Source organism: Paenibacillus amylolyticus (genome assembly GCF_047302515.1).
GTDB lineage: Bacteria > Bacillota > Bacilli > Paenibacillales > Paenibacillaceae > Paenibacillus > Paenibacillus amylolyticus_G.
Map to the genome: position 1 here is coordinate 1744654 of NZ_CP168019.1, position 13146 is coordinate 1757799.

General features: G+C 44.2%; 13 protein-coding genes and 1 other annotated feature. Of the genes, 8 read left to right on the forward strand and 5 right to left on the reverse strand.

All coding sequences use genetic code 11. The annotated features are described in order from the left end of the window. Window positions 1-40: 40 nt before the first annotated feature. Together ACDJ59_RS07700 and ACDJ59_RS07705 are read right to left on the reverse strand one after the other, a co-directional pair. Window positions 41-1249 (reverse strand): MFS transporter, encoded by a 1209-nt coding sequence (locus tag ACDJ59_RS07700; RefSeq protein ID WP_413408211.1) that lies wholly within the window; start codon window positions 1247-1249, stop codon window positions 41-43. A gap of 344 nt (window positions 1250-1593) precedes the next feature. After that, complete coding sequence (locus tag ACDJ59_RS07705) at window positions 1594-2226, reverse strand: hypothetical protein (RefSeq protein ID WP_413408212.1); 633 nt, start codon at window positions 2224-2226, stop codon at window positions 1594-1596. A gap of 204 nt (window positions 2227-2430) precedes the next feature. Between ACDJ59_RS07705 and ACDJ59_RS07710 the strand changes: the two genes are divergently transcribed. Next, window positions 2431-3132 carry a pseudouridine synthase gene (locus ACDJ59_RS07710; RefSeq protein WP_413408213.1) on the forward strand — a complete coding sequence of 234 codons (702 nt, stop codon included), beginning with the start codon at window positions 2431-2433 and terminating at the stop codon, window positions 3130-3132. 70 nt (window positions 3133-3202) lie between these two features. Here ACDJ59_RS07710 and ACDJ59_RS07715 read toward each other — a convergent pair whose 3' ends face one another. The 3 genes from ACDJ59_RS07715 to ACDJ59_RS07725 form a co-directional block, all read right to left on the reverse strand. Continuing rightward, entirely contained in the window at window positions 3203-4141 is a 939-nt protein-coding gene (locus ACDJ59_RS07715; protein WP_413408215.1) for a DMT family transporter, read from the reverse strand. Further along, on the reverse strand, window positions 4138-4989 hold the full coding sequence (locus tag ACDJ59_RS07720) for an AraC family ligand binding domain-containing protein (RefSeq protein WP_413408217.1): 852 nt from the start codon (window positions 4987-4989) through the stop codon (window positions 4138-4140). Before ACDJ59_RS07720 ends, ACDJ59_RS07715 begins: the two co-directional genes overlap by 4 nt. Window positions 4990-5214: 225 nt before the next feature. Continuing rightward, on the reverse strand, window positions 5215-6330 hold the full coding sequence (locus ACDJ59_RS07725) for an NADH:flavin oxidoreductase (RefSeq protein WP_413408219.1): 1116 nt from the start codon (window positions 6328-6330) through the stop codon (window positions 5215-5217). Window positions 6331-6553: 223 nt separating this feature from the next. On the opposite strand from ACDJ59_RS07725, the gene ACDJ59_RS07730 reads away from it, so the two are divergent. The 7 genes from ACDJ59_RS07730 to ACDJ59_RS07760 all read left to right on the forward strand — a co-directional run bounded on the left by ACDJ59_RS07730 (window position 6554) and on the right by ACDJ59_RS07760 (window position 12732). Next, window positions 6554-7135, forward strand: coding sequence for a TetR/AcrR family transcriptional regulator (locus ACDJ59_RS07730; protein ID WP_413408221.1), 582 nt, complete (start codon window positions 6554-6556; stop codon window positions 7133-7135). Between the two features lie 54 nt (window positions 7136-7189). Then, complete coding sequence (locus tag ACDJ59_RS07735) at window positions 7190-7489, forward strand: Dabb family protein (protein WP_413408223.1); 300 nt, start codon at window positions 7190-7192, stop codon at window positions 7487-7489. Window positions 7490-7534: 45 nt separating this feature from the next. Then, on the forward strand, window positions 7535-8314 hold the full coding sequence (locus ACDJ59_RS07740; RefSeq protein WP_413408224.1) for an NRDE family protein: 780 nt from the start codon (window positions 7535-7537) through the stop codon (window positions 8312-8314). 313 nt (window positions 8315-8627) lie between these two features. After that, window positions 8628-9944 (forward strand): nucleobase:cation symporter-2 family protein, encoded by a 1317-nt coding sequence (locus ACDJ59_RS07745; protein ID WP_413408226.1) that lies wholly within the window; start codon window positions 8628-8630, stop codon window positions 9942-9944. 313 nt (window positions 9945-10257) lie between these two features. Continuing rightward, window positions 10258-11727, forward strand: coding sequence for a protein adenylyltransferase SelO (locus ACDJ59_RS07750; RefSeq protein WP_413408228.1), 1470 nt, complete (start codon window positions 10258-10260; stop codon window positions 11725-11727). A 91-nt stretch (window positions 11728-11818) separates the two neighbouring features. Further along, window positions 11819-12262 carry an Imm63 family immunity protein gene (locus ACDJ59_RS07755; protein ID WP_413408230.1) on the forward strand — a complete coding sequence of 148 codons (444 nt, stop codon included), beginning with the start codon at window positions 11819-11821 and terminating at the stop codon, window positions 12260-12262. A 20-nt stretch (window positions 12263-12282) separates the two neighbouring features. Further along, complete coding sequence (locus tag ACDJ59_RS07760) at window positions 12283-12732, forward strand: DUF4375 domain-containing protein (protein WP_413408232.1); 450 nt, start codon at window positions 12283-12285, stop codon at window positions 12730-12732. Window positions 12733-12830: 98 nt separating this feature from the next. Beyond that, window positions 12831-13058, forward strand: a binding site (T-box leader). The last annotated feature ends 88 nt before the right edge of the window (window positions 13059-13146 follow it).

Consider the following 13146-nt stretch of genomic DNA (forward strand, 5'->3'; position numbering starts at 1 on the left):
TCCGGATGATGCGGGCATCACCTCCCTTAAGAAACGGTGTTTACATTTCCTTGCTATGTTGTGCGAGAGCAGTACGTACTGCATTATTTTTTACAGTCCATAGATGAGAGACCATCAATGTGAGCAGCAGGATCAGACAGAATCCGGCCAAAATCCAGATCGTATTCACGACAGGCCCTGTACTCATACTCCATCCAGTCACATACTGCAAGATGGCACCTCCAATACCACCCGATGCGATCAGGATACTGGTTGTCCGCTCTGTCATACCGGGAATCAGAACATTTGCGTAGACCAGTGCGATACAGAACAGCCCCGACATGAACAGACCGGTTCCGAAGATGAGCACATACGTTGCCCACTGTCCAGTTACAAATACCATAGCGACCGTAAACAAAAGCGTGCCAACCGTGCTCCAGATCAGGAATGGCATATAGTTGACGGCTTCCGCTATTTTCCCGGAGAAAAGACGACCGATGATCATCGCAATCCACAGGATGGAGACACTCAGCGATGCGACAGATTCCTGAAGGTGCAATCGTTCTACGAGAATGGAGGGCAGGAAGTTCATCAATCCCAGTTCCAATCCCATGTATATGAAAAAGAAGATGACGAATATTGTCAGAAGACCCAGATGTTTTCTCGAATATTGGGCTTTACCTGCTGCATGTGCCACTGTATTCTCGCCAGCCTGTTCCAGATACAGTGCGGCTGGCCGGGGCATAGTGATCCACAGCAGCATGAGAACCATTGACAACACGGCCACCGTATAAAAAGTAAGATGCCACAGATCCATCCAGATGAATAAAGCAGCAACAGCCGGAATGAGAAGTGCTCCAAGAGCAAAGAAGACATCCAGCTTGGACATGGCGACCGCCTTTTGATTCTCAGTGAATTCGATCGTGAATGCACCTACAGAGGGTTCGATGATACCTGAACCGAAACCTACGATAATTGTGAGAAGAAGAACTACAGACCAGGATGGCAGAAAACCGAGTACTATATAGGCGGCTACAATACAGATCAGGGCAAGGGTCAGCATCGCTTTTCTTCCGATACGGGCTGTCAGGGCAGGAGCTACGATTACACCGACAAGAAATCCAAGAAACTGCAGAAATAACAAAAATCCGCCATCACTGTAACCGCGCTCATAATGTGACAATAAAACAGGGAGAAGTGCACCGAGCACAACGCTGCTTATGCCGATTAACAGATAAAAACCGCAGCTTAGAGCGAATATTCTTTTCAAAAGCCCGCCTCCTAGTTGGATAAAAATTTTATATTATGTAATTAATGTTTATTTCATATATAACTTATACCATAAATGCACAAATGTACATGCTTTTTATTGTAAAATAATGTTAAGTTTTGAATGTTGGAAATATTTATTGTGTTATATTTTTTTCTAAAACGATTTCGTGTCGAAAGGATAGATATGATTCAATCCATATGACCTTTTAACAGTGTTTGGCATCTGTATTGATCGAGGATAGTAACACGTGCATATATAAAAAAACGTTCCCTGTCTGAGTAGACGGGAAACGTTCTGATTAGCCGTTTTATATAATTATACCTGACCTCAACGTATCAGCATTAAGCAGTCTGTACAAAGAAAATTCCATCGAATGGTGCGTGAGCAGACGCGGGACCCCTTCGCAAAAATAAATAACCGTTTGCATCGGGAAGACCCAATATATCCCGATAAGGATCAGGAAAATCTCCGGAATATATTTGACACACCAGTTGATGTTCCTCTAGCAAATGGTCAATTCCTTTCACACCGTTTGGTAAAGTGGGAGAGAAAAATGAAAATGCAGGAAACTCTTGATCGTCCAACTCCATTTCAATCAAACGTACGCCGCTTAATGGAATGGGTGGAACGGGACACACAGAAGTGAGTGGATGTGAAGATACCGACACATAAGTGCATCCGGCGAGAATATTCTCGTTCCATTCCAGTTCATCTCCCGTATAGGTTACCTGATCTAGAAAGTATTCGGAGGCGGAGTAGGTCGAGAAGACCGAGATATATTTATCTTGTGGTAAAGATGGGATATGGACCTGCTGTGAAAGAGAATTGCAATTGATGGAGAACAGATGCAATAAAGGCTGACCCTCAGGGTTGAGTGGCCAGTCGGAAACGTATGCAGTTTCTCCACCAATCCACATGCCAGAGTGTTGGTATGGATTATCGGGGTCAACTGTAAATCGAGTAACTTTGTACATGAGAAACTCCTTCCAGAGTGTATTATGGCTTTCCTATGTAACGTTGTATGTGTTTTTATATAACCATTCATTGCTTCGTTTCAGTATAAATGAGATGATGTGGAATGAAAATCAGTACAAGGTACTAACTCATTGCATGAAGCGAATGAACGTATCAGCACTCTAAGAACCAGTGGCAATACTATAGATGAGAAGTGGTGACACATGTTAATTAACAAATACATAAGTGAAACGGGATTCTGCTCCCGCAGGGAAACGAACCGTTTAATTGCAGCTGGACGCATAACGATCAATGGCAGGGTATGTGAAAAAGGGGCGGAAGTTGAACCTCACGATGTGGTACTCATTGATGGCAATCAGATTCCTCGTAATGACAGCGAACCTGTCTACATTGCTTTGAACAAACCCATCGGTATTGTCTGCACAGCAGCAGAACATGTGAAGGGGAACATCATTCAATATATGAATTATCCTTCTCGCATATTTGCGATAGGCAGGCTGGATAAGGCATCTGAGGGGTTGATTTTGCTTACGAATGACGGAGGCATTGTGAACAAGATGATGCGTTCGGAGCATAATCATGATAAAGAATATGTAGTGACTGTAGACAAACCCATAACCGACGAATTTGTAAAGTCCATGTCTGAAGGTGTTGAAATTCTGGACGTGGTGACCAAGCCATGCGAAGTGTATAGGCAAAGTGACAAAGTATTTCGTATTATTCTGACACAAGGTCTCAACCTGCAGATCCGCAGAATGTGCAAAGCCTTGGGGTACCGAGTCCTCAAGCTAGAGCGTGTACGAATTATGAATATTACGCTGGATCAACTCGAGCGGGGGCAATGGCGTCATCTGGAACAAGAGGAACTGGAGATTCTGCTGTCTCAATTAAATGAGATAAAATGAATGATTTCTGCGCATGTCAACGGTGGTCAACCACAATGTCCAGTTATATCAGTGAAAAATGAAGCAAACACTAACCGCTATGCGGATTAGTGTTTTTGTTGTTATGCTTGTGTCCTTTTTGTTCTGAAATGTAAGAGCCAAATAGGGTTAAGAACGCACCTAGTACAATCACCCAGGTTATCTGCTCTTGAAGAATCAGTACAGATGACACAACAGTAATGACAGGCACGAGATAGATATATACGCTCGTTTTGATAGCTCCGAGAAGATTTACGGCCCGGTTCCAGGTCACGAAACACAACGCAGAGGCACCCAGACCGAGGTAGAGGAAATTGGAGAGATTGGTCATGTTCGTGAAGCGCCCGAGATTCCAATGGAATTCAAACAGGAATAGAGCTGGTAGCATAAAGATCAGGCCATAGAAGAATACTTTGCGAGTCGCGCTAATGGTGTGATAACGAAGCTGGCCAATTTTCCGCATTAACACAGAGTAGATCGCCCATACCGCAGGTGCTATGAAAGCAAGCAGATCACCAATCGGATTCAGTTGCAGAATGAAACTGCCATTTAGTGCGATAAGTAGGATGCCGCTCAAGGCAATCCCGAATCCGATAATGAAGCGGCGAGTTAACTTCTCGCCATCTAAGAAGAAATGTGCGAGCACGGCAGTGAAGAACGGGGCAATGGAGACAATAACACCCACGTTGGAAGCTGTTGTGTACACCAGAGCAATATTTTCAATAAGAAAATATAACGTCACCCCACATAGTCCTGCTCCAATAAATAACCATTCTTCTCTGAATGAGGCGATCCGCAGTGAACGTGGATAGATCAATAACAGTACCAAATACCCGATCAGGAAACGGAAAAATAGAATTTCCACTGGAGTAAAGTCAATCAACAGAACCTTCGTCGAGACAAACGTAGTTCCCCAGATCAGTATAGTAAACAAAGCGAGTAGATGTCCGGTAGAGGCTTTAGAGTTTTGATGACCAAGATGACTTGTCATACAATGTTAGTGGTGGTTCGTTTCAACTCCGAATCATGATTGAAGATACGTCTATATTGCTTGGGTGTCAGGCCAATCAGTTTTTTAAAAAAATTCGTGAAATGGCTCTGGTCACTGAATCCCGTCTGTGCAGCTACTTCAATCGGAAGCAGACCTTGTTCCAGCAGACGTTTGGCTTGATTAATGCGAATCGTTTCCAGGTAGCGGTAAGGTGATATCCCTTTCTGGCGCGTGAATAAACGCAGCAGGTGGTACTTACTCATCTCCGTCAAATCGGTTAACTCGTTCAGCGAGATGCTTTCCATGTAATGAGCTTCTATGTAATCACATATGCGTCTGATCTCCAAGGTAACATCCTGTGTGGAAACAGGTGGTTCAGCATCCGAATAATCTCGCAGCAATTGATCCAGTAGTAAGAGTAACAATTCTTCTTTGCAGAAATCCGATTGCTCCTCCAGAATCATCTGATGCAGCTCGTACAGGGAACCCACAAGTTCACTTTGGTAGAGAACGGGGGATGTAAACCGTGGCAAGTAAGCTTGTCCAGTAATCTCTCTCGCATACTCTCGCATAACCTCAGGCTGAACGTTGATACAGCGATAATCGAGGGTTCTGCCATCGACCTGTTCGCAGGCATGAGGATCATGTGGATTAAAGACAATCATATCTCCGCTATTCAGAATGTATTCTTCGTTGTTACAGAGGAGGTGACGCTTGCCTTGCTCAATGAATCCAATGACGTAATAGTCATGAAAATGATTGGGAAACTTCTGCATAATGCCTTCAAATTGATAAGCTTCTAGCTGTAGATCGGTATCAAAAACGACAGTCCGGACTTCTCGTGTCATGATGCACCTTCTTTCTGGTATGTTAAGGTCATTATAGGTTGCAAAGAAGGAATTTTCTTGAATGATATTGCTATTGCTCGAAGTGTTTGAACGGACAGATATCTCTAAAAACAAAATACCCGCAATCCCGGAGGGAAAGCGAGCCCTTTGCTTAGTATAATTGATTCATGAGTTCAAGCCTATATATATGGGAGAGATAATCTCTGGAACAATAAGTAATTGTTCTTAGTGTAACGTAGCGAGTGCTTCAGGTGTAAAAGCCTGTATCTCAGATATGCGGCCATCACGTATTTTGGCAGCCCATGCCGGATCGCCAAGGAGAGCACGTCCGACAGCTACCAGATCAAATTCCTGTTGCTCGTATCGCTTCATGAGTTCGCCCATACCTGGATGTGTTGTTTTATCTGCTGCTGCTTCAGGCTCATCTGGCATACCCACAGAACCGACTGTGATTGTGGTTTGACGACTCAGTTTTCTTACCCAACCTGCAAATCCAAGCTCAGATCCTTCGAACTCTGGCTCCCAGAAGCGTCGTGTCGAGCAGTGGAAGATATCTACACCTGCGTCAACTAACAAACGAAGGAATTGTTCCAGTTGTTCGGGGGTGTCGAACAGTCTGGCTTGATAATCATTCATCTTCCATTGGGAAATCCGCATCGCAATAGGAAAATCAGGACCTACCGCAGCACGAACTGCCATTACAAGTTCAACCGCGAATTGAGTTCGTTTTTGAAGGTCACCGCCATAGCGGTCCGTTCTCCTATTCGTCGTTTTCCAGAAAAACTGATCGATCAGAAAACCGTGTGCACCGTGAAGCTCGATTCCGTCAAAACCGATGCTTTGCGCATTGGCTGCTGCATCTGCATAAGCTTGAATCACAGTTGCGATCTCTGCCTCCGTCATAGGCGCACCTACTTGAGTACCTTCCATATCAACTCCTGATGGACTAAGAGATTCAGCCTCGGGGTGAGGCTGAGATCCGGAAGGGCGAACGATTCCCATATGTAAAATCTGAGGGAAGATTTTGCCGCCGACTTCATGGACTTGTTCGACCACTTCAGCCCAGCCTTGAAGAGCTGCTTCTCCATACATATGAGGAATTCTAGGCTCACTTGATGCAGATGGATGCTCAATGGTCGCACCTTCGGTAATAATGAGTCCAACACCATGCTCGGCACGCCGACGATAATATGCGGCTACATCGGGGCCCGGGACACCATCCGGGGAGAAGGCACGAGCCATGGGGGACATGACGATGCGTGAGGACAGGGTTAATTTTTTAACAGTGTATGGTTGAAACAGAAGCTCTGTAGAAATAACGTTATGTTGTTGATTACTCAAACTAAGCACCTCCATTATTATGCACCTTCAAGCGGGTACGAGTGCAATCTTAACAAGGTCTATAGGCATGCTCAACCAACAATCGGAGCATTTTGTTGCTTAAGCGAAAGACACTGATTATTGTATGGTGTCTTTGCACTTACTTTCACTTGTTGAACAAATAACACTTATCTATAATGAAGGAGTCTAACCAAATATTTTGTTTACAAAGGAGGATTGGGACATGTCTGGTGTATTGTCTCCAAACTCGAATGATCCGCGTGTAATCCGCACGCGTCAATTAATTCTTGATGCGTTTTTAAACCAATTGAATCTTAAAAATTTCAACAGCATTACAATTCAAAATATTACGGAACAAGCCACAATTAACAGGGCTACATTTTACGCCCATTTTCAGGATAAATATGCACTGCTTGAAGCCTTGTTATCGGATGCATTTATGGAATATGTAACGAAAAGGGTGGACCCAGATGCCCGGTTATCAGCCGAAACCATACAGCAGCTTATATTTTCATTATGTGATTATCACGTCTCAAGTAATGGATGCATCAAAAAATATGAGACAGTTGCACCAATTATTGAAGAAAATATCAAGACACAGCTGGAGCAATTCCTTCTTGAATTAATGAGTAAAGTAGCGGGGGATGTAGATCCCACAACGCTGAAAATTACTGCAACCATGCTAAGCTGGTCGATCTATGGAATGACGTATCGATGGAATATTGAAGGTGGGCAGGAATCCCCGGCTGAATTAGCCAACAGAGTGGTCCCCTATATGATGGGCGGATTGGAATTGTTGAATTGACTTCATTTAACGAAATTGCCTTACTATTCGAATGGACATAGGAGGAATAAAAAGATGTTTGAACATTTGGTTGTTTTTAAATTTAACGATAAAACCACACTAGCCAAACAGAAGGAATGGGTGGATCAATTACTTGCGTTACAGGAACAAATCCCGGGGATTGTCGCGCTGACTGCAGGGATCAATGCAACGGAAGAAACGGACCGTATTCAAGGTTATACGATTGGATTGAGAGTGACGTTTGAAGATCAGGAGGCATTACGCGCCTATGGTCCACATTCTGCTCATCAGGCATTTGTAGCTTCCCTCGATGGTTGGGTGGAAGATGTAATTGTAGCTGATTATGCTATTTAAAGGCGCGAATCAGAGGGTTAACGAATATAGGAGTTGAAGATTCCCATGTGTTTAATTTTATTTGCTTACAACATGCATCCAAAGTATCCGCTTATATTGGGATCAAATAGGGATGAATTCTATCATAGACCTACGGCTCAAGCACACTATTGGGAAGATCATCCTCATATATTGGCTGGCCGGGATTTGTCGAAAATGGGAACCTGGATGGGCGTAACCAAAGGTGGGCGTCTGGCTGCTGTTACGAATTATCGGGATCCAAATGAAGAGATACATGCCAAGGGCTCAAGAGGAGATCTGGTTGCTGATTTTTTAAAGGGGACGTCCACACCTGAGCAATATATGCAACATGCGGAGCAAAGCCGCAATGATTATCCTGGCTACAATTTGTTAGTGGGTGATCCTGACGACCTCTATTATTATTCTAATGTGGGTAATGTTGTGATGAAGTTAAAACCGGGAATATACGGGATTAGTAATCACTTGATTAATACGGATTGGCCCAAGGTGAAACGTGGAAAAGAAGGGCTGGAGAAAATCATCCATGGGGAGGACGAATCTACCCTGACAGAACAAATATTAGGTTTGCTGCAAATGGCAGATCCTTCAGTGGATGAACTTTTGCCTCATACAGGTGTTCCATTGGAATGGGAACGTTTTCTTTCTCCCATCTTCGTTAAAAGTGAGAAATTCGACTATGGAACCAGAGCTTCATCTGTTGTTCTGATGAACAGAGAAGAAGTGTTTTTTACGGAGAGGGTTCACCAGAACGGAGAGGTAATGGAGCAACGTTTTAACATCAAGCCTCTTAACTCGACAAGCTGAGAATATGAAAGAAATGATGTTCTGACATTATGCATTAACATGAATCAATGAAGTTACACCCCACGTTCATGTTTCATTGCTTCTGAGTGTAAAGAATTATTTAAATTTCTCGCGTCAACTAATATAACACAAAATAAACGATTTGAGAGTACCTTTTGTATAACACGCCCAATTTTAGTTGGGCTCTTTATCTCTTATCACAATTCTATGTTATGAATCATGGAACTTCCCTGAATAGTTTATATAATGTGAATCAACATAACATGATTTTGCAGCGGTTCGGTTGATTCTAATTTCAGGGGGGCAACGTGGGATGAAAGAAGCCAAAAAGATGAGAGTTTTTTCACTGGGGATTCAGCACGTACTCGCGATGTATGCGGGAGCAATTCTGGTGCCTTTGCTTGTGGGCAGAGCACTAAATCTGACTGCAGAGCAGTTGGCGTATCTGGTATCCATTGATCTGTTAACGTGTGGGATTGCAACATGGCTTCAGGCTCGGAAAGGGAAGTACTTGGGTATTGGTTTGCCAGCGGTGCTCGGAAGTTCTTTTGTAGCGGTGACACCCATGATTGCGATTGGATCGCAATACGGAATTCCTGCCATATATGGGTCGATCATCGCAGCGGGGTTATTTATCGTCATCTTTGCCGTATTTTTCAGCAAAATCGTCAAATTGTTTCCGCCAGTCGTGATCGGTACAGTGGTAACCATCATCGGTCTTGCACTGATCCCAACCGGCATTAAAAACATGGCGGGTGGAGCAAACAGCGAGAATTTCGGAAGTTTGGATAATTTGGCGCTTTCATTTGGTGTATTACTGTTCATTCTGATCCTGAATCGATATGCTCGCGGGTTTGTTAAATCCCTGGCTGTTCTCCTTGGTATTATCGTGGGGACCCTCATCGCAGCCATTATGGGAAAAGTGAATTTTGCCTCTGTACAGGAAGCCTCCTGGTTCCATTTGCCCCAACCCTTCTACTTTGGATGGCCAACCTTCGAAATCGGCCCCATTATTACAATGATTATTGTAGGTACGGTGGTTATCATCGAATCAACAGGTGTATTTATGGCTTTGAGCAAAATCTGTGATCAACCGATCAACGAAAAAGATCTGGCACGGGGATATCGCGCAGAAGGTCTTGCGTTTGTCCTTGGCGGTATCTTTAATGCTTTTCCATACAATACATTTGCACAGAATGTTGGTTTGGTTCAGCTCTCCAAAGTAAAAACGACCAATGTTGTTGTTGCAGCTGGAGGTATTCTGGTCTTTCTGGGACTCATTCCGAAGGTAGCTGCTTTTGCAACCATTATTCCAAGTGCTGTCCTCGGAGGAGCGACTGTTGTCCTGTTTGGAATGGTCGTCTCATCCGGGATCAAAATGCTGCAAAACGTCGACTTTGGCAAACAATCCAATCTATTGATCGTGGCTTGCTCCGTTTCACTTGGGCTCGGTGTTACTGCTGTACCGGATCTGTTTGCCCAGCTTCCTCAAAGTATTCGGATTATTGTTAGCGATGGTATTATTACGGGAAGCCTGTCAGCCATCCTGCTTAATGTCTTCTTTAATCTTGCTTTGAAAAAAGAGAGCTTGCCAATACAGCCTGTACAGGCTCAAGAAGCACACACGTAATCCTTGTAATAACAGACGTGTCATCTGGTAGTAAGTGGAATGGATCCAAGATGGTTTTCTGGGAAGTGGAATGCAAGACAATGATTCCACTTGGCAAAGAAACCTCTTGGATTTTTTTGTGCTTACGATTCATGAGGAATGCAAAAGGCATGCAAATATGCTAAAGTTTCATCAAGAACATTTTAGATGTTCGTTTAAGTCAACAACCTCTTGAATTGAATTTCCATGCGACTACATAAATGAGCATTGGTTCACAAGGCTACAATATAACCAAGGGATATCCCCTGGGTACAGAAAAGGAGTTGTGATCACCATGCAACAAGAAACGTTGAACAAAGGGTGGAACTTGAAGAATAGTTATGCGCGGTTACCGCAACCCTTTTTTACAAGTCAGGGCGCGGTGCCTGTTGAATCACCAAAGCTGATCATTTTCAATAGATTGCTTGCATCCAGCTTGGGTCTGGATGTGGAGTCTCTTGACAGTGATGAAGGCGCGGAAATTTTTGCAGGAAACCTGATTCCGGAAGGGGCCGAGCCTTTAGCTCAAGCCTACGCAGGACATCAATTCGGCAATTTTAACATGCTTGGAGATGGACGAGCTTTGCTGCTGGGTGAACAGATTACGCCACAGGGCGAGCGAGTGGATATCCAGCTGAAAGGATCAGGAAGAACACCTTACTCTCGTGGAGGAGATGGACGTGCTGCTGTAGGGCCCATGTTGCGAGAGTATATTATTAGTGAAGCGATGTATGCACTGGGGATTCCAACGACACGCAGTCTGGCTGTGGTGTCTACAGGAGAAAACATTATCCGCGAAACAGAGCGGCCGGGTGCCATTTTAACCCGGGTGGCTTCCAGTCATATCCGGGTAGCAACCTTCCAGTATGCAGCCAGATGGGGGTCTATCGACGATCTTCGGGCATTGGCTGATTATACGTTGCATAGACATTTTCCTGATGTTGCTCAAGCTGAGAATCGTTATCTTTTGCTCCTTCAGGAAGTAATTAAACGGCAGGCGGCACTCATTGCCCAATGGCAGCGTGTTGGTTTCATTCATGGCGTGATGAACACGGATAACATGGCAATCAGTGGTGAGACCATCGATTATGGTCCGTGTGCCTTTATGGATGCTTACAATCCTTCAACCGTATTCAGCTCCATTGACAGGCAAGGTCGCTATGCTTATGGCAATCAACCGTATATTGCCGGGTGGAATTTGGCTCGTTTTGCCGAGACGCTTCTGCCGTTGTTGCATGAAGATGAAGAACAGGCCGTGCAGCTCGCTCAAGATGCCATCGCACAATTTTCTGAATTGTACCATCATCATTGGCTCCAGGGAATGCGTGCCAAACTGGGTTTGTTGGATGAAGAGGCCGAAGATGAAGCGCTGATTAAGGATCTTCTTGAACTCATGGAGAAGCATAGTGCAGATTACACGAATACGTTCCTGGCATTGACCTTTGATACATTGGAAGGGACAGCTTTGTTTGGAACGCCGGAATTTGCTGAATGGAATGAGCGGTGGCAAGCAAGATTGGACAGACAGCAAGGGGCGAAAAAAGTCTCTCAGGAGTTGATGAGAACGAACAATCCAGCGGTCATTCCCCGAAATCATCGGGTCGAGGAAGCCCTTGAGCAAGCTGAGAACCACGGAGATCTTAGCGTGATGCAGAAGCTTTTGGCAGTTCTTTCAGACCCGTTCGCGCACTCACCTGAGCAGGCTGAATATGCCGAACTGCCAGCACAGTGCAATACTTCGTATCAGACTTTTTGTGGAACCTGATTGAACAGTATGGAATGAAGAGGCTGCCTTGGGCAGCTTTTTCATTTTTTCATTCTGTCATCGACGTTACTTTATAGAGGCAGGTGCATTCATGTCCAACATGTTAAGCAAACAACAATTGGCAGACATCCTTTTACAGCTTTTAGAGCATACATCTTCTCCTAGGGAACAGATGCAGAACTATGTTAACCGCTTGTTTGATACCTTTAAATGGGATGGGGTGCCCTATGTAGAGAGTAGAAAAGATGCGTATATCGTTCGAATATACGAACGTGGTCTCGTCTCATTGGAGAAACGGGTGAAACAACCGGATGAAGTCATCTATTGGTTGCTGGAGGATATTATTTTCACCGCGACGCATGTAGGGTTGTTGGAACGACATGGCGTGGATAATAAAGAGATGCATTTGAACTATACAAATGAAGTGATGAAGGATCTGAACAGGGGTGTCCTGGAAGCCTTCCAACAGATCGGTAATCCGTATTTACATTGGCATCAGACGGGTAAACGTCAGGAGTTAGAGGGCATGGCATAAAGAAAAGTGAGGTGTGCTACGTGAGCGAGCAAGATATTAATGACGTATGGTATGACTATGCTGTGTTATTTGTCGAAAAAAAGAATGAATCTGAACAGGGCTGGGCATCGTTGACTTCGAACGAGCAGGACATTGCTGCTTTATGGCTGTTAGAGGCGGATGTCTTTAATGGCGGTTTTATACAGTTTTTCTGTAACTGGGGGGAAGAGGTATACCGTTACGCGTTGCGGGCATTACATATCATTGATGCGACTCAAGTCGTGGAGATTATAACGTCAGCATACGGCTGCATTGAGCACTTGAAAGAGGATGAAAGGCTTACCGAACTGTGGGATATTCCTAAATTCCTGACAAAGGAACAAGAGCAGCAGTTAGATGCGCTGGATCAGCAGTTTTGGAACAATGAGGATCAGATCGCGGAGAAAGCCTATGGTTATTATCACGGAAAATTGAACATGATGATCATATAATCTGGTTTCAACTATGCATCCGTTGTTCTGTTCGAAGATTAATACTTGGTCTTGCAATGACTGAAACGTTCGGCTATACTTGCTATAAATTGAATACATGAATCACGTTGATAGAGCGCAGTAGCGGCTTTGTCCCTGTTACAGAAAGTCAGGGGTTGATGGAACCTGATACATACAAGGGCTGCGAATTACACTCTGGAGTACTTGGGTAATGCCAAGCGGATGGGCAAACGATATATTGCCAAAAGTGGTATGGATAACGTGTTAAGGTCACGTGTTGTCCATGCAATTTGGGTGGTACCACGGTTATGATAATCGTCCCTGTGTCTAATGAAGACAAGGAGGCGATTTTTTTGTGTCCAAAAAAGCCGTTCCAGCGTGTAATTTTGTAATTTAACGTTGATCATGACTGAA

Bases quoted from the DNA above. Each gene is read 5' to 3' on its own strand.
- ACDJ59_RS07755 (WP_413408230.1), top strand. From the start codon at position 11,819: ATGTCCAACATGTTAAGCAAACAACAATTGGCAGACATCCTTTTACAG.
- ACDJ59_RS07750 (WP_413408228.1), top strand. From the start codon at position 10,258: ATGCAACAAGAAACGTTGAACAAAGGGTGGAACTTGAAGAATAGTTAT.
- ACDJ59_RS07715 (WP_413408215.1), bottom strand. From the start codon at position 4,141: ATGACAAGTCATCTTGGTCATCAAAACTCTAAAGCCTCTACCGGACAT.
- ACDJ59_RS07740 (WP_413408224.1), top strand. From the start codon at position 7,535: ATGTGTTTAATTTTATTTGCTTACAACATGCATCCAAAGTATCCGCTT.
- ACDJ59_RS07730 (WP_413408221.1), top strand. From the start codon at position 6,554: ATGTCTGGTGTATTGTCTCCAAACTCGAATGATCCGCGTGTAATCCGC.
- ACDJ59_RS07745 (WP_413408226.1), top strand. From the start codon at position 8,628: ATGAAAGAAGCCAAAAAGATGAGAGTTTTTTCACTGGGGATTCAGCAC.
- ACDJ59_RS07720 (WP_413408217.1), bottom strand. From the start codon at position 4,989: ATGACACGAGAAGTCCGGACTGTCGTTTTTGATACCGATCTACAGCTA.
- ACDJ59_RS07705 (WP_413408212.1), bottom strand. From the start codon at position 2,226: ATGTACAAAGTTACTCGATTTACAGTTGACCCCGATAATCCATACCAA.
- ACDJ59_RS07735 (WP_413408223.1), top strand. From the start codon at position 7,190: ATGTTTGAACATTTGGTTGTTTTTAAATTTAACGATAAAACCACACTA.
- ACDJ59_RS07710 (WP_413408213.1), top strand. From the start codon at position 2,431: ATGTTAATTAACAAATACATAAGTGAAACGGGATTCTGCTCCCGCAGG.